At 38.1% G+C, this 16,573-nt stretch carries 13 protein-coding genes and 1 pseudogene; 6 read left to right on the top strand and 8 right to left on the bottom strand.

Annotation, left to right across the window (positions count from 1 at the left end; translation table 11 throughout):
- The first annotated feature begins 4 nt into the window (after nt 1-4).
- Nucleotides 5-418 (top strand): hypothetical protein, encoded by a 414-nt coding sequence (locus PSH50_RS00070; RefSeq protein WP_273587239.1) that lies wholly within the window; start codon nt 5-7, stop codon nt 416-418.
- Between the two features lie 41 nt (nt 419-459).
- On the opposite strand, the gene PSH50_RS00065 is transcribed toward PSH50_RS00070, so the two are convergent.
- Entirely contained in the window at nt 460-2,277 is a 1,818-nt protein-coding gene (locus PSH50_RS00065; protein WP_273587238.1) for a serine/threonine protein kinase, read from the bottom strand.
- Between the two features lie 235 nt (nt 2,278-2,512).
- On the opposite strand from PSH50_RS00065, the gene PSH50_RS00060 reads away from it, so the two are divergent.
- A complete protein-coding gene (locus PSH50_RS00060) occupies nt 2,513-4,528 on the top strand; it encodes a TonB-dependent receptor (protein WP_273587237.1) in 2,016 nt (671 codons plus the stop codon).
- A 60-nt stretch (nt 4,529-4,588) separates the two neighbouring features.
- Here the strand turns inward: PSH50_RS00060 and PSH50_RS00055 are convergent, their stop codons facing one another.
- Nucleotides 4,589-5,248 (bottom strand): NADPH-dependent FMN reductase, encoded by a 660-nt coding sequence (locus PSH50_RS00055; protein WP_273587236.1) that lies wholly within the window; start codon nt 5,246-5,248, stop codon nt 4,589-4,591.
- Between the two features lie 162 nt (nt 5,249-5,410).
- Nucleotides 5,411-6,211, bottom strand: coding sequence for a hypothetical protein (locus tag PSH50_RS00050; RefSeq protein ID WP_273587235.1), 801 nt, complete (start codon nt 6,209-6,211; stop codon nt 5,411-5,413).
- 429 nt (nt 6,212-6,640) lie between these two features.
- Between PSH50_RS00050 and PSH50_RS00045 the strand changes: the two genes are divergently transcribed.
- The gene (locus tag PSH50_RS00045) at nt 6,641-7,840 is read left to right on the top strand and encodes an Nramp family divalent metal transporter (protein ID WP_256844952.1); all 1,200 of its coding nucleotides are present in this window, start codon (nt 6,641-6,643) and stop codon (nt 7,838-7,840) included.
- A gap of 13 nt (nt 7,841-7,853) precedes the next feature.
- Here PSH50_RS00045 and PSH50_RS00040 read toward each other — a convergent pair whose 3' ends face one another.
- From PSH50_RS00040 to PSH50_RS00025, 4 genes and pseudogenes are all read right to left on the bottom strand, one after another.
- The gene (locus PSH50_RS00040; RefSeq protein WP_121637463.1) at nt 7,854-8,759 is read right to left on the bottom strand and encodes a cation diffusion facilitator family transporter; all 906 of its coding nucleotides are present in this window, start codon (nt 8,757-8,759) and stop codon (nt 7,854-7,856) included.
- A 76-nt stretch (nt 8,760-8,835) separates the two neighbouring features.
- The gene (locus tag PSH50_RS00035) at nt 8,836-9,291 is read right to left on the bottom strand and encodes a hypothetical protein (RefSeq protein WP_055253537.1); all 456 of its coding nucleotides are present in this window, start codon (nt 9,289-9,291) and stop codon (nt 8,836-8,838) included.
- 17 nt (nt 9,292-9,308) lie between these two features.
- The gene (locus PSH50_RS00030) at nt 9,309-9,545 is read right to left on the bottom strand and encodes a hypothetical protein (protein ID WP_273587234.1); all 237 of its coding nucleotides are present in this window, start codon (nt 9,543-9,545) and stop codon (nt 9,309-9,311) included.
- A 71-nt stretch (nt 9,546-9,616) separates the two neighbouring features.
- Nucleotides 9,617-10,629 (bottom strand): annotated as a pseudogene (locus PSH50_RS00025) (DUF5924 family protein).
- Nucleotides 10,630-11,184: 555 nt separating this feature from the next.
- Here PSH50_RS00025 and PSH50_RS00020 point away from each other — a divergent pair.
- The 3 genes from PSH50_RS00020 (at nt 11,185) to PSH50_RS00010 (ending at nt 15,522) form a co-directional block, all read left to right on the top strand.
- Nucleotides 11,185-12,159 carry a DUF1852 domain-containing protein gene (locus tag PSH50_RS00020; RefSeq protein ID WP_273587232.1) on the top strand — a complete coding sequence of 325 codons (975 nt, stop codon included), beginning with the start codon at nt 11,185-11,187 and terminating at the stop codon, nt 12,157-12,159.
- Nucleotides 12,160-12,188: 29 nt separating this feature from the next.
- Nucleotides 12,189-13,220: a methionine synthase gene (locus PSH50_RS00015; RefSeq protein WP_273587231.1), complete on the top strand. Its 1,032-nt coding sequence runs from the start codon at nt 12,189-12,191 to the stop codon at nt 13,218-13,220.
- A 283-nt stretch (nt 13,221-13,503) separates the two neighbouring features.
- Nucleotides 13,504-15,522: a hypothetical protein gene (locus tag PSH50_RS00010; RefSeq protein ID WP_273587230.1), complete on the top strand. Its 2,019-nt coding sequence runs from the start codon at nt 13,504-13,506 to the stop codon at nt 15,520-15,522.
- A gap of 404 nt (nt 15,523-15,926) precedes the next feature.
- On the opposite strand, the gene PSH50_RS00005 is transcribed toward PSH50_RS00010, so the two are convergent.
- A partial coding sequence (locus PSH50_RS00005; protein ID WP_273609200.1) for a transposase occupies nt 15,927-16,573 on the bottom strand: 647 nt, incomplete at its 5' end.

Genomic DNA, 16,573 nt, shown 5'->3' with positions numbered 1-16,573 from the left:
GACAATGGGACTTAAAGAAAAAAGAGCAGCTAGAGACTTTCAAGAAAATCGTTTAGATTCTCTAAAAAAACAAATTTTCAAAGCTGCAAAGTTTGAGTTTGAAATTGAAGTAAATTGGGACACAATTGCTATAGATGACTATGCACATTTATTCGATCAAACTTGGCCTCTAGTTTACTTTGAACCAACAATCAAAGCTTTTAAAGAATTGTGTTCTGATGACTTATCTCAAGAAGCTATCCAGGAAGATTTGAAAAAAGTAATCATCCAAAACTTTGGTAACGTTCATAACGCAAACCATTTTGCTACATATAGTAAAGGTGTTCTAACACTAAACCATTCACCTATAATGAACGCAGAAAACCAAGTTGAAGATCGCGCAGAATCAATTCAAAATGCAATTGAAAAAGAGCTATAATTTTTAGTTGCCCTTATAAAGGAAGCTATGCTTCCTTTATATTAGCGTACTAATAATTTTGGATTTTTAGGAAAGAAATTCTCTGGTTGCTTTTCGCAAAGCGAAAATTCGCGAGTGTTTTTATAAGGAAGCTTCATAAATCCTGCTACCCCCACATCAGTAATGTTAACTGCATACTGCATTAATTTATTAAGTAACCGTTTAAACTCTACTTCTTTGCTTTCATCGAGTAAGCGATAGTAATGGTGTATTTTCATTCTATCTGGCAGGGCTTCAAATATAATACAGCCAGTATGATGAATTTGGTTTAGCTCAAACACGCATCTAATCACTTTTTTAGGAAGTTGCAGCTGCTCATCAGGATCTTTACCATCTTCAAAGTAAGAATGTGGACGTGCAATTTCGTTTGCCTTCATACTAACAACTTCATAATCAAGCTCAGGGAGGTTATCAAACTTAAACGCTCCGGTTCCATCTCGCTCTAACTGAATAGTTTTACGCGCATCAAATAAACAACACTTAAATAAACCTTTTTGACTTATTGCTTGTGCAAGCATCACGGTATTATTAATGGCATCGGTAAAGGCTGTTTTTAAACTTTCATCATGCATAATAAGCGATGACTCAACAAACAACGACTCATCTTTCCAATGAAAGCTCAATCCACCCACTACCGGGTATTTAGCTAGGCGGCTGATAGAGGCCAAAAAGGCTTTTTCGGTATCGCCGGTATCAAACAAAAACTCTTTATAGTAGCGATCTAATTGAGCATCGTTTACATCAAGCAATTGTTGATTATGATCGGCTTGTCGTAAAAACTGTTTTCGCGAGCTATATACTACGGTGTCGGGCTTATCGCCTTTACCAAACCAATACGGAATAGCAGGACGAGGCTCCGCTTTTTTAAGCTCAGGTAAATACGCCTTAGCCATTTTGGTAATGTTACGCATAAAGTAATCGCCAGCGCCATCACGTATGGTTTTATTTTTAGACAGCATGCCATCAATTACATTGGCAAGCTCTTTGGGTAAGCCAAGCGAGCTTGCAGGAATGGCTTGCGCGCCAAAACGACACGACTGAGCGGAGGCAAGTGCATATAAGGTAGAAGCCACACCTTGTTCATCAAAGCGTGGCGATGACTGCTCACCGGACATTTGCGCATCACCTATAAAATACACATCGCCCATTCTGGCATTAGTAGTGCTTAAATCTCCCGACATTAAATCCATAAAATTACTGGCTATAGGCTCCCCCTTACTATCAACCTGTGCGTAAACAGAGCTTCCCCAATCAACTAAAGACAGGGCATCGCTTTGCTCATCCCATACTAAGTTAGAAGGTTTAATATCGCCATGCACTATAGGTTGAGGGGTTAAACCATTTTTATGATTACGCAGGTCAATTAATACATTACGCAGCCGCACCGCTAATTGCATAATATGGGCGGCACTAAAACGCCCTTTTTTTAGCGATACTTTTTCAAGGTCTTCTCCAATGGCACGGGCCATCATTAAAATACCTTGCTTTTTTATACGCTCAAAAGCATAAAAGGTAGGCACTAGCGGGTTATTAATTTGCGAGAGCATATACGCTTCGTCTTCTAGGCGGTCGCGCACGCTTTGGGCAAGCGTAATACGCGAGAACTTAAACACCCAAGGTAAGGCATTTTCGTCATTTCCAGCAAACACAAAGCCAAACGCCCCTGAGCCAATCATCTCTACATTTTTATACCCAAGCGCACTCAGTTGTTTAATACAAATATTAAGCCATTGACGGTGTTTTTTGGCATCTCTATGTGACAGCAAATAAACAGATTGCTCTTCGTTAATATAAAAATTGCGAATTTCTTTGGCTTTCAATACAGGCTCTTTGTTTTATAGGTTAAATAGTGAGTTAGCCACATGATTATTAGTGTTATATAGGCAGATTACAATACTCACCAGGTAGTTTTTACTCATACCTAAAAAGCTCACTAGCTTAGTGTTTAATATGCGCTATTACACTTTGCTAACAAATGTTGCATCCAATCGATTAGCTAAGCCGTATTTAAACTATCTGCTTATTTTAGATAGTAAATACATAGGGATTTTAGCGATGAAGAGATTAGCTTTACTTACACTCAGCACGTTATTTAGCATTAGCAGCTACGCTAATATAGAGACCCTTACTGTTTATGGGCATAGAGATGGTTTAATTGGCGAGTCTATCAGTGCCTCAAGCGGTATCATTGGTCAAGGAGAAATACAGCAGCGGCCCATGCTCAGAAGCGCAGAAATGTTAGAGCTTATTCCAGGCATGGCAGTTACACAACACAGTGGCTCGGGTAAGGCTAATCAATACTTTATTAGAGGCTTTAATTTAGATCATGGCACCGACTTTGCCACCAGCATTGAGGGCATGCCCATAAATATGCGAAGCCATGGACACGGGCAAGGTTATACCGATCTTAATTTTATTATTCCAGAAGCTATTTCAACTATAAATTACCAAAAAGGATCATACAGCGCTACACAAGGGGACTTTTCAAGTGCTGGGAGTGCGCAATTTAATTTAGCTAATAACTTAAAGCACAAGCAAATAGAGCTAAGCATTGGTGAAGATAACTATAAACGTGCAGTAGTGCTTAGTGCGGTTGATGTATCTAATGCCAAGTTAATTGCAGCAGCTGAGTGGCAAGGCTACGATGGCCCATGGGATGATATAAACGAAAACGTAAATAAAAAAAATGCCCTACTTCGTTATGTTGGCAAAGCTTTAAATGGAGATTTATCTATTACAGCAATGGCCTACGACAATACATGGCAATCAGCCGATCAAATTCCACAGCGCGCAGTGTCACAAAATATAACGTCACCCTTAGGGTCGCTTGATACCACCCTTGGGGGTAGCTCGAGCCGTTATAGCTTATCAAGCGTTTGGCAAGGCAAGCATATAAAAACCAGTATTTATGCCATAGATTACGATTTAACGCTGTTTTCTAACTTTAGCTATTTTTTAAACGACCCTATAAATGGCGATCAGTTTAACCAACAAGATAGCCGCACTATTTATGGTGGTGAGCTAAGTTATCAATTTGACTCCCTTTCTACAGGTTTAAATATGCAGCACACTGCAGGGCTTGAGGTTAGCCATGACGATATAGACAATGTAGGACTTTATAACACTAAAGCGCGAGAGAGACTCAATACAATAAGACAAGATGCCATTAAACAAACAAGCTATTCGAGTTATTGGCAAACAAAAATACTTTTCACACCTAAATTAGAGGCAACAGCAGGCGTACGGTACGACTATTTTGATACCGATGTTAGCAGTATTACACGGGTAAACTCGGGCAAAGCAAACGATGATTTAGTAAGCTTTAAAGGCAGTTTAAATTATAAATTTACCGATTTGGTAGTCGTTTATGCAAACTGGGGGCAGTCTTTTCATTCAAACGATGCCCGCGGCACTACCATTAATATTGACCCTGTTAGCCAACAAAATGCCGAAAAAGTAGATTTACTGGTAAAAAGTGAAGGTGCTGAATTAGGCCTGCGTTTTACCGATGATCAAAACGTTAATTTATCCGCCGCTTTATGGTGGCTTACACTCGACTCAGAGCTTTTATTTGTAGGTGATGCGGGTAATACAGAGCCCAGTGATGCATCAAAACGTTATGGTCTAGAGCTAAGTGCGTATTATTGGATTAATGAACGCTTTAGCCTAGACATGGAAGCCTCGTTTACTCATTCAAGATTAAATATAAACTCTGACAAAAACTTTATAGAAGGCGCAGTACCTGTTGTTGCAAGTGCTGGTTTAAATTGGCATATAAGTCAAATGTGGCAATCATCATTTAGAGTACGCCACATAGGTAAACGTACGCTTTCTGACTCTGGTGATATTCGATCTGAACCATTAACGGTAGTTAATAGTGCTATTAGCTATAAACAAACTCACTGGAAAGTCGATTTTGAACTACTGAATTTATTTGATAGTACCGATCACGATATAGAATACTACTACGCTTCGCGCTTACCGGGCGAGCCTGCACAAGGTGTAGAAGATAACCACTTTCATCCTATTGAGCCTCGCACAGCCCGCTTATCAATTAGCTTATTGTTTTAATCGAGCAAAATACTGTATATAAAAACAGTACGCATATAAAAGCGCACCTTAATACATTTTTTAAGGTGCATTTCGCTGAGATGGCGCTGTTTTAAAACTTTTTAACATAGCGTGGGGATCTACGTTTTTACTATGTTGGCTGCTCGCCTGTGCCCACCACATCAGTTGGCTAAAAGTACGCGAATAATAATTAAACCACGATTTTTCTTCTTCACCCTCTTGCATTGAACCGTCGCTATTTAGCACCTCTTGTGCCTTTGGTATATGAACCATTGCAGAGACTGGCAAACACCCAAGTTCAGATAAAAAAGTACGTAAACTAATTGCCGCACGTAATCCTCCCCATTGCCCTGCCGAATAGGTGACAATAGCGCTTGGCTTATACGAGAACAACGAGCTGCCAAAATGGTTTAGCAAATCAGCTAATGCCGGGCTCATACTATGATTGTATTCTGGGCTTACCATTATATAGCCATCTGCTTGGGTAATTTTATCTGCTAAGGCTGTTAAATGTGCTGGAGCTTGGCTTTTTGCATAGGCAAAATGAGGTTTAAATACATCCTCTGAAGGAAAGTCGAGCGCGTCTATAAGTTCAAACTCGTGCTCGCTGTAGCGCTGGTTTAAACATTGAAGGCATGACTCAGCCACTCGCTCTCCTAATCGTGCTGGCTTAGGGGGTGTGCTATCTCTAACGGTGCCTAAAAAAACTAAAAATTTCATAAAAGCCTCCTTAATTGAGTGTTGTACCCACTATACCTTAAACCTAAAACATATTAAAAATGCGAGACTTTTATTTGTTTGCACAATTTTTAGCACTCTAAACAAAAATTAATAAGGGTGGCACCCATCACTTACGCTTTAATGCTAACGCCAAGCCTACCCTCAATTAAATTGATAACTAACACCAAACCCTGCCCAAAATAAGGAGCGTAAATGTTCATCATCGCTATAGTGTGCAGCATCTTTGTTTATTGCAACGCTGTAACTGGCATAGCTAGATAGCATGACATTATTTAATAGTTGATAAGATAAATTAGCAGCAAGTTTTACGTTATTAAGGCCATTGTGGCCATCGCTTACATAACCACTATTAAAACCCGCCGCAGTTTGCAGCTCCAATCGCATTAAATCACTAAATGCATACTCTTTTGTAATTGCCAGCTCTATAAAAGAGCCACTGAGCGATAACGAGTGGTAAATACTCGCCATTGCATGTATATCCCAATCATATGAATAGCTTATATCGAGGCTAAGCTCATTATCATGGGAATTTACTCCTTCCTCACGTGCTTTTATATGGTTGTAACCTGCATACAAAGTTAGGTGCTCTGCAAGCTCAGTTGAATAAATCGCATTTAAATTTAGCTCATCGTAGTCATTATCAGTGCCTGTTGCTAACCAGGGAATAAACGTAAAGTGATTGTAATTTATTTCGCCCGCAATAGACGCCAAGGCGCTACCAGGCAAGTTATCGCGCCCTTCTGTCACATAATGGCTTTCCCATAAAGGATGAATATGAATATTTAATTTTTCATCTGCGTGGTCAGTGTGTGCAACGCTTTTTATATTACCCCCTACACCTACCTCAAGCTCGTGTAGCGATTCATTCGCAGCGCTTTTACTCGTACCTAAAGCCAGCGACATAATGCAGATTAAGTGAGAGATTTTTAAATTAGTTTTCATTAAAAGGTCCAAAACCAAAAAGTTGCGCATAATAGTGCTATTTAACGAAGCTCAGCAATAAAAAGATGCCTTTTTAAACAATTTATTTAAAAAATGGCTCACATCATTAAAAAACTAAGTAACTTGCTCATTTTACAATCTATAAGGTAGGATAAAAATGAGAAACCAACAACGCACATGGCTGATTTATAAATATAACTCGCGCATATTGTGCAATTAACAAGCAGGTAAGCGTTTGGCTCTTTAAATCTATATATAAGTTGGTATCCTACGCGGCTTTTTGATAGTCATATTAAAATAATTACCCAGAGTGTAAGGTTAATTAGCCAAGGTGGGGCTCTCGCTGCATGGCACGTAAAGTGGCAGCAATCTAGGTTCAACGTAATAAAACGTTGTTCTAAATTTAAAAGCAAATATTAAGGTAACAGTATGCGATTTGGCCCAGGATTACTTGTAACAGCCGCATTTATTGGCCCCGGAACAATCACAACGGCAAGTGTTGCCGGTGCAAACTTTGGGTTTGCATTAATTTGGACATTACTTTTTTCGGTTATTGCCACTATTTTGTTGCAGTCTATGGCTGCTCGATTAGGAGTAGCAACAGGGCAAGATTTAGCACAAGCGTTACGTGCACACATTAAAACCCCTTATCTTAAAGCGCTTGCTAGTTTTTTAGTAATAAGTGCTATTGGTGTGGGTAGCGCTGCATATGAAGCCGGAAACCTCAGTGGTGCAAGTATGGGGTTGGTTGGTATTTTCCCAGGGGTAAGTGCACAAATATGGACGCCGTTAATTGCCATATGTAGCGCTATTCTTTTATACAGTGGTAAGCACAAAGTGGTAGAAAATGCATTAATACTGCTGGTGATCCTTATGAGCCTGGTATTTATATCTACCCTAATTATGGCTGCGCCACCAATGGCTAAAGTCCTCGCTGGGTTTATACCTACAATGCCAAGTGGCTCAATTACAACGGTATTGGCCCTCATTGGCACAACCATTGTACCGTATAACTTATTTTTGCACTCTGGTGTTTTAGCAGCGCAAGATCATTCTAAAAGTGATAAAGACACTGTTATTAAACAAACTAACTTAGATACAGGTTTATCAATTACGCTAGGTGGGGTGATCACCCTGGCCATTTTATCAACCGCGTCTGTTGCGTTTTATGGCACCGATGCCGGTAAAATTAGTGCAGCAAATATGGCTGTGCAACTTGAGCCATTACTTGGCGAAGCAGCGCATTACTTTTTTGCTATTGGTTTATTTGCCGCAGGATTAACCAGCGCAATAACAGCCCCATTAGCAGGCGCGTATGCGGTATGTGGCATGCTTGGTTGGTCAAGCGAAATGAGTAACACCCGTTTTAAAACAGTCGCCATTACTATTTTAGCTTTTGGTGCATTTGTGGCCTCACTGGGGCTTGACCCTGTTGCGGTAATTATATTTGCACAGGCTGCAAATGGATTACTACTGCCCATAATTACCGCATATTTGGTGTGGTTAGTGAATCAAAAATCAGTCATGGGAAAATACACCAACTCAACACTTTTAAATGTAGTTATATTACCCGTGCTACTACTCATTTTTTCGTTAAGTTGTTACAAACTATCAGGGTTAATTTTTTAAAACCAATTAACGTTTAACCATGGGCATGCCCATGGTTGAACATACAACCTGTGCTGCCTTGGCTGCTTTCAACTTGAATGGTGGCGTGTTCAATGTCAAAGTGGTCATGTAAATGGTGCTGTACTTCAATTAAAAAGTCGTTATTTAATGCGTTGTTGTCCGTTACTAAGTGAACAATAAGCGCAGACTCTGTGGTACTTAGTGGCCACACATGTAGCCCATGCACACCTGTTACATGCTCAATGCTTAAAAAATACTGCTTTAGTTTTTCTATACTAATATTTTTGGGTACGGCGTCTGTGGCGTAATTAAGCGAGTCTTTAAATAATCCCCACGTGCCAATAAACACAATCACGACAATACTCAAACTTACAACAGGGTCTACCCACTGCCAGTTTTTAAATAAAATAACAATGCCGGCAATTACCACACCTAAAGACACCGCTGCATCGGCCGCCATATGTAAAAAGGCACCTCTAATATTTAAATCGTGCTTTTGCCCCTGCACAAACAACAACGCAGTTAAGGTGTTAATTACCACACCAATAAGCGAAACCACTATAACCGTCATGCCTGTAACCGGCTGAGGGTTTTCAAAACGCTCTATGGCATGCCAAGCTATGCTAGCAAGGGCAGCCATAAGTAAAACAGAGCTCATTAATGACGCTAACACCGTTGATTTTTTATAGCCAAAGGTGCGCTTGTCGGTAGCGGCTTTACTTGCCAAAACATTTGCCCCCCACGCAAGTAATAAACTAACCACGTCGCTTAGGTTATGCCCTGCATCGGCTAAAAGCGCGAGGGAGTTGGCAAAAAAACCGTACCCTGCTTCTATCACGACAAATATAAGATTGAGTAAAACGCCTATAGCAAACGCGCGATTATAGTGACTAATATGATGGCTGTGATCGTGACTCATGTTGCTCCTTACATAGTAAATAACTTGATTAACCTGAGCTGTGAAAAATCTATTTTTAGCGCTCACTCTTTTTAATTTATAAGGTTAATGAGGTATGTGTTCGGAAAAGTTTAAGTGTACCTAATAAATAAAACAGCCCATAAATACTGCATACAATTGAGCTTACAATCCAAAATACAATTGAGTTGTGATGAATTAACTGACTGGTTGTTACAAAAGGAGCTATTAACCCTGCTATCCCCCTTAGTAAATAAACACCTGTTATTAATACCAAAGCCGTTTTTAAAAAAGGCAGCTTTAAAATAACACCTGCGCCAGAGAGCGCATACATGCCCCATATAGCAAGTATGGCTGATATAATTAAAGTAACAAAGGTAGGATACGTACTTCCCTGCTCAGCCAACTGCGCCATGTGTTCGCCAGCACCAAAAAAGCGATACCAATCAGGGCCGCCAAAAATACAGGCAATATGTAAAAGTGACGCTATAAAACTTAAAACCCCCGCTATAACCAATAGCTTATTAAACTTCATATACTTATAAACCTAAGTTATTGGCTTATGTAAGCAACAAAACCAATTAACGCTGCGTAATAGCTAAAGCCAAGTAAACATATTAGGTAAACGTTTTTAGCTTTATTTGCCTTAAAGCTCACATAATCTTTAATGTCAGCTTTAAACTTACCAAAGGTGAATACGTTTAAAATTGCACAGCCGGTAGAGTACAAAATAAACCCTAAAATGGTTTCTATCATTAGCCACATAACAATATCTAAAGCAATGCTCATAACACTCATCCATTAAGTAATGTAAAAACAGCGTATCAAATCTATAGTTGATTATCAGCGTATTTATAGCGTTAAGGTGTAACAATAAATTTCGTAAGCCCTATTAATTGTCCCGACTCAGTTACCACTTTTACTTGCCACTTACCTTTTGCATCATGCGGAAAATTTACTTTATGAGTCCATGCTCTGTAGCCTTGTTTTCGCCCGCCATTAATATTGAGCGTAATTCTGTCGACCTCTTTTTTATTGTGTATCCATACATGAAATATTTTTTCGTTTAGGCCTCTTGGCGCTTTTACTGCGGTCCATGTGTATAACCCTTCATGATGAAGTGTATATAAATCAAGAGTATCAATGCTACCTAGCGGTTTTTATGCTCAACATCTACTTTATGTGCCAAGGTAATATCGGTTAAACGCAGGGCTGCTGGCGGTACAAAGCTGCGAAGCTGCCAAACCCCGGCGCTTATTACGCATAAAATTAAAACTAAAATAGGAAAACGCCACCAGCGCGCATCAGGCATTAAGTTTGTTAAGCTAGGTAAAGTAATAAGCACTGAGGTTATAAGCGCAATTGCTAAGCTTTGGCTCGTAGTTAGGTTTAATAAAATAGGTAACGTAACAAGCAAAACCACAAATAATGCAAAGTTATGAAATACTGTAAACAGCGTACGGTTTTTAGCTAACTTTTTATAGTAAAATGGATCTATTACCGATATAAAGGCACATATAATAATCAGCGATGTAAAGAGTGCTTGTGGGTGATCCCACTGGGTAGCCGCTAAAAAAAACGGTAACGCAAAAAATAAGCTTTCTTGTTGCACCATTTGCAGTGCAAAGCGCATTACATTGGGAGATACGGCTACCCCAAAGCGCTCTTGTACTTTATCGCGTAGCCAATTGTCGATAATCAACCAAAACCAGCTCACCAGTAAAACAATGGCAATAACCTGCGAGAACGACTCTTTTCTATCGACCATTACATAGCTTGCAACACCTGAGCAAAACGCCAATACAGCCAATAGCCCTGGTCGCTTTTGCATTGCCACTATAAATTGAGTAATGAGATTTTTTAGTTTGTTCATTTATTTTAGTGTCCGTACATAATGTACTTTATTATTATCAAGTTAGTTAAGCCAGTGTAACTAAGCGTAGATGAACAACACATAGATGCCTGCAGGTATTATTTTCGTTGTTGCATTAAAAACCACTCCCTTTTAACCGCTTTTTTAATTAATAAGTGCCTATAACTCGCCGTAAAACTACAGTAATTTTTAAAACTGTAACTTTAAGCGTTAATTAAAATAAGGGTTACAGCCGTGCCTGAATTTTATTAATGCGCAACGTGAAATTACCACAACAAACATTTCTAGACGTCTGAACACCTATAAATTATACGCTGCACTATTTTTTTACATGCCCAAACACAGGTATATGTTCTCTCAGTAACACATTTAATTTATATAAATGAATCAAACTCATGTTTTATGTGAAATTAAACCGTTTTTATTAAAGTACCAATCAACGTATAAATTATCCATCGGCCAGCGCTTATAAGCATTAAGCCTGTTTATTACAAAACCACCCTTTGAGCACGCTAAAGGCTCAGGTTTTAAATATACAATATGGATAGAGTCACCATGAGTAAAAACATTACATTTAATATTAAAAGTCAGCGCCTTGATGAAAACTACCAACCCGCTGAAAACACCCGTATAACCACTAATTTTGCAAACTTAGCACGAGGCGAACACCGCCAACAAAACTTAAGAAAAGCGCTAAATATGATCAACAACCGCTTTAACACTCTTGCTAATTGGGATAACCCAACCGCTGAGCGCTACAGTGTAGAGCTTGAGATTATTTCTGTAGATATTGGTTTAGATGAAAACAGCCAAAGCTTTCCTTCTATAGAAATATTAAAAACGAATATTATTGATACCAAAACAAACAAGCGCATAGAAGGTATTGTTGGTAATAACTTTTCATCGTACGTTCGCGACTACGACTTTAGCGTGTTACTTCAGCAACATAATAAAAATAAACCACAATTTAGTATTCCCGATAATTTTGGTGAGCTGCATGGTAAGTTATTTCAATCGTTTGTAAGCTCCAACACCTATAAGCAACACTTTAAAAAGCCACCGGTAATATGCCTCAGTGTGTCAGATAACAAAACCTATCATCGCACTGCCAACCAGCACCCTATTTTAGGTATTGAATATCAACCAAACGAGTCTTCGTTAACAGAGCAATACTTTAAAAAAATGGGCCTACAGGTGCGTTACTTTATGCCTGCAAATAGTGCCGCACCTTTTGCCTTGTTTTTCTTTGGTGACTTACTAAACGATTACACCAACCTTGAGCTAATAAGCACCATTAGCACAATGGAAACCTTTCAAAAAATTTATCGCCCAGAAATTTATAACGCCAATGCCAAAGCGGGTAACGTCTTTAAGCCTAATTTAAAAAATGCCGACCACTCACTCACGCAAATTATTTACGACAGAGATGAGCGCAGTAAATTAGCCGCAGAGCAAGGCAAGTTTGCTGAAGAGCATTTTATAAAACCGTATAAATCAGTGCTTGAGCAATTTACATCAGCAAACGTCTAACCTTATTTTAATAAAGGGTCACTCTTATTATGAAAACATTATTACCTACATCTACAGCAGGCAGTTTACCAAAGCCCTTATGGCTTGCAGAGCCAGAAACCCTTTGGTCGCCGTGGAAGCTTCAAAACAACGAACTTATTGAAGGCAAAAATGACGCCCTGCGCATTGCACTTCACTCACAACAACTCGCTGGTATTGACATAGTGAGCGATGGCGAGCAAACACGCCAACATTTTGTAACTACATTTATAGAGCACCTAAACGGTGTTGATTTTGAAAAACGAAAAACGGTAAAAATACGCGACCGTTACGATGCAAATGTACCAAGCGTAGTGGGCCCTGTTAGCCGCCAAAAACCTGTATTTGTAGAAGACGCTAAGTTTTTGCGCTCGCAAACTAACCAACCTATAAAGTGGGCACTACCCGGCCCAATGACCATGATAGATACACTTTATGACGACCACTACAAAAGCCGTGAAAAACTAGCCTGGGAATTTGCCAAAATACTCAACCAAGAGGCCAAAGAACTAGAAGCCGCAGGCGTAGATATTATCCAATTTGATGAGCCCGCGTTTAATGTATTTTTTGATGAAGTAAACGATTGGGGCATTGCCTGTTTAGAACGCGCAATTGAAGGGTTAAAATGCGAAACTGCTGTGCATATTTGTTATGGCTACGGCATTAAAGCCAACACCGATTGGAAAAAAACACTTGGCAATGAATGGCGCCAGTACGAAGAAGCTTTTCCTAAATTACAGCAATCAAATATTGATATTATCTCACTTGAGTGTCACAACTCACACGTACCTATGGACTTACTTGAACTGATCAGAGGTAAAAAAGTAATGGTAGGCGCTATTGATGTTGCCACCAATGAAATAGAAACACCCGAAGAAGTAGCCGCTACTTTACGCAAAGCCCTACAGTTTGTAGATGCCGACAAACTCTACCCCTGCACAAACTGCGGCATGGCCCCGCTTTCGCGCGAAGTTGCAAACGCTAAGCTTAATGCCCTAAGTAAAGGCGCGGAAATAGTAAGAAAAGAGCTATTAGCGCAGTAGTAAATTTAGTTATAGCGCATTATTAAATTTTATAAATAATGCGCTTAACTCATATTTATAAAAAACAGCATTAATTACTAAAAATCACTTCTAACTATTTAATAAAACAAAATATAATATAAAGAGCTACACCATCGAAAAGCCCACTACTACATCATTTCAAATTTCTACACTTGAATTACAAATAATCATACTGTAATACTTAGTATGTAACATTAAGTCTCTACTTTAAGCAGTACAAAGTAAGTATATTTTTACATAAAACATGATTAAAGGACTAGTTATGATGAATAATATTAAAAATCTAAAAAAAATTAAAACTAGAATACATCATAAGTACGCAAAAACTTTAAACACGTTAAATACTGAAAAAGATCTTAAAAAATTAATTGATAGTAAGGATGTCATTTCTTTTGATATTTTTGACACTGTTATTGTTCGAAAAATACTTAGCCCCAGTGATATATTTAGGATAGTTGAAAGCATATATAGAAAAAAATATGGAGAGCTTAGTTTTAACTTCTCAGAAATAAGAAGTAAAGCTGAATCAAAAGCGAAAATAAAACTAGATAAAATTTGTATAGGATTATCTGAAATATACGAATATATTAGGTCTTCTTATGACTTAGATATAGAAACGATCAACAAGCTAAAGTTATTAGAAATAGATATTGAGCTAAAGCTATGTACGAAAAATGAATATATATTCTCATTCTATCAGTACTGCATTGAATGTAATAAACAAATAATTTTCACTTCTGACATGTACCTTCCCGAGACCGTTATAGGTGAAATCCTTCATAAAAACGGCTACACAAAATACCACTCACTCTTTGTTTCATCTGTTATAGGTAAGTCAAAGTCACAAGGTACAATATACCCTCATATCATCAACTTTCTCTCCTGTAGAGCATCTCAGATTCTACATATTGGAGATTACTTCTATGCAGATGTAATAAACGCTTCTAAATTTGGTATAACTCCATATTTTTATCAAAAAACTAGCGAATTGGGCTTTAAAAAAAATGAGTTTAACATTCTAAGGAAACTCTATGATAAAGAATTATCAATTTCCGATTCGATTTACTTTGCAACCATATTCAATAAACACTTTACACATAGAGCGACTAAAAAAGAAATTACCTCGTATGAGTTTGGTTACATATATTGCGGGATACTCTATTTAGGTTACATAAAATGGTTAACGAAGCAAGTTAATGAACAGGGTATTAAAAAGGTCTTTTTTCTCGCTCGTGATGGTTACATGATGCATAAAATATATAATATGATTAATAAATCAAGCAATGTGCCCCCGAGTGAATATATGTATGCCTCACGTAGAGCAATTAACATACCGACTATACAGGATAGTTTAGATTCATTTTCGATGAATATACTTTGTAATTTTATTCCTAATTTAAATGTAGAAGACTACCTTAATAGAGTTCATCTTAACGCTGACAGACATATAGAGAAAATACAACGTGCTGGATTTATAGATAAAAAGCATATAATTAAAACTGAAGATGACAAAGTAAAGTTAGCTACACTTTTTCAAAGTTTATCAGCTGAAGTGTGTAAAAACACCGCCATCGAAAGAGATGTTTTAGTAAAGTATTTAGACAAAATAGGTTTTACTAAAACTGAAAAAATAGCCATTGTCGATATAGGGTGGCGAGGAACAACTCAACACTCGTTAGAGAAGTTAATGTCCTTCATGGATAAGTCACCAGAAATAGTGGGGTATTACTTAGGAACATTTAGCAAAGCGAAAGAGTTTGTTGATAAAGGTCTAGCCATGTCTGGCTATAGCTGCAATTTATCTCTTCCAAAGTGGAATTATGATGTTTTGAATAACTGCGTAGAGATGTTTGAGTTTATTTTTTCTGCGCCACACGGTTCAGTTATTAACTTTGAAGAGAATAATGGAGCCATCAAACCTGTATTCGAAAGCGCAAATATATCAGCCAAAAAATCTCAGATGATAAGTGAGCTACAAAAAGGGGCTGAGGACTTTGTAAGAGATTTTACAGAGGTTGAAGCAGCCACTATTGAGGTTGATATTGATGCAAAGTCGGCTTTAAGTCCAATTTCAAGACTATTAAACTCCCCTACTTATAACGAAGCGGTGTATTTTGGTAACCTAACACATACTGAATACATAGGAACAAAAAATTATGATAGATACTTTGCTAAAGTAACTGAGCCTTGGTGGGCCCTTCTTAACCCAATAAAAACAAGAAAAATATATTACTCGACAGTTTGGAAAGCCGGACTCAAAAAAAGATATTTGAGGCTTTAGCGAAATAAACGAGTTTATTGAGAGCGTACAGAATTCTGTGTAAGACTAACCTATGACGCTTTCTTGCTTCTTTTAACACCTTGACTCAAATAAGCCAACTGCAGCAGCGCCATTTATTTCATGTATTTATAGCCGTTCATCTAAAACTATAAAAATAGCATGAGTATGCTAAAGATTATTAAATTTGACACCCACTATAAATCAGTATTAATTTTGAAACCACTATAAATCAGCGAACTGAACTATGTCACTAAACATTCTCCTCGGGTGCCGAATTAATTTTTTATTACTTGGTCACTTTTATTTCATCCAATAAATAAGTCAGTGGCATTCTCAAACCTGAATTACACGCATGAAAATAACTGCAAGATTGCAGTTTTAATTTTTACTGAGTAATTTTTAATTTATGCGAGTAGCTTTTCGCAATTGCTAATATTTGAACGCCGTTTGCGCTTTAAATTTTCACAGTAAGTTGCTTGTGAAGTGGGCCTCCCTACTGCACCATGAAATACGCGCGTAAATAGTGTGGTAAGTTTTAACCAGTTTTCTGGCGATATATTAAGCCTTTCTAACAAAGGAATGGTCATATTATTTATATGCCCAAGCTTATCCTCTCGCATTATTCGCCCTGTTAGCTCAACGAGTTCAAGGTACGATTTAAGCTCAAACGGCAGCCCTTTAGGCATAATCTGACGTGGCATACCTGCAAAACGTAGTAACTGCTTAGGTTGTTTACCTTCTGCCGCGCATGTTAAGCGATTTTGTACACTGGTATGGTCTGATTCTTCTGGTTTGTTAGCCATTTTAGCTCTAATGGGATTTAAATCGACATAGGCCATACAGGCTGCAAGTGCTGCTTCATCAAGAAGTGCTTGAGATTTGAATCTACCTTCCCAGAAACGCCCTGTGCAGTTATCTTCTTTGTTTGCTCTGCGAGCAATGTTTTCATTTAACAACCGCATAAACCAGCTGATACTTGATAGGCGCTCTCGGTATTGCTTTACTGTTTGATTAAAAAAGATAAGTTCAACTTTACTTAGCTTTTCACCCT

The organism is Pseudoalteromonas sp. Angola-7 (assembly GCF_028599255.1).
Lineage (GTDB): Bacteria > Pseudomonadota > Gammaproteobacteria > Enterobacterales > Alteromonadaceae > Pseudoalteromonas > Pseudoalteromonas atlantica.
The sequence above is the reverse complement of the archived record's forward strand: the minus strand, read 5'-3'. Positions and strand labels throughout refer to the sequence as shown.

What these genes read in the sequence shown, in the direction of transcription:
- PSH50_RS00070 (WP_273587239.1), top strand. Translation starts at nt 5, where the DNA reads ATGGGACTTAAAGAAAAAAGAGCAGCTAGAGACTTTCAAGAAAATCGT.
- PSH50_RS00060 (WP_273587237.1), top strand. Translation starts at nt 2,513, where the DNA reads ATGAAGAGATTAGCTTTACTTACACTCAGCACGTTATTTAGCATTAGC.
- PSH50_RS00055 (WP_273587236.1), bottom strand. Translation starts at nt 5,248, where the DNA reads ATGAAATTTTTAGTTTTTTTAGGCACCGTTAGAGATAGCACACCCCCT.
- PSH50_RS00050 (WP_273587235.1), bottom strand. Translation starts at nt 6,211, where the DNA reads ATGAAAACTAATTTAAAAATCTCTCACTTAATCTGCATTATGTCGCTG.
- PSH50_RS00045 (WP_256844952.1), top strand. Translation starts at nt 6,641, where the DNA reads ATGCGATTTGGCCCAGGATTACTTGTAACAGCCGCATTTATTGGCCCC.
- PSH50_RS00040 (WP_121637463.1), bottom strand. Translation starts at nt 8,759, where the DNA reads ATGAGTCACGATCACAGCCATCATATTAGTCACTATAATCGCGCGTTT.
- PSH50_RS00035 (WP_055253537.1), bottom strand. Translation starts at nt 9,291, where the DNA reads ATGAAGTTTAATAAGCTATTGGTTATAGCGGGGGTTTTAAGTTTTATA.
- PSH50_RS00030 (WP_273587234.1), bottom strand. Translation starts at nt 9,545, where the DNA reads ATGAGCATTGCTTTAGATATTGTTATGTGGCTAATGATAGAAACCATT.
- PSH50_RS00020 (WP_273587232.1), top strand. Translation starts at nt 11,185, where the DNA reads ATGAGTAAAAACATTACATTTAATATTAAAAGTCAGCGCCTTGATGAA.
- PSH50_RS00015 (WP_273587231.1), top strand. Translation starts at nt 12,189, where the DNA reads ATGAAAACATTATTACCTACATCTACAGCAGGCAGTTTACCAAAGCCC.
- PSH50_RS00010 (WP_273587230.1), top strand. Translation starts at nt 13,504, where the DNA reads ATGATGAATAATATTAAAAATCTAAAAAAAATTAAAACTAGAATACAT.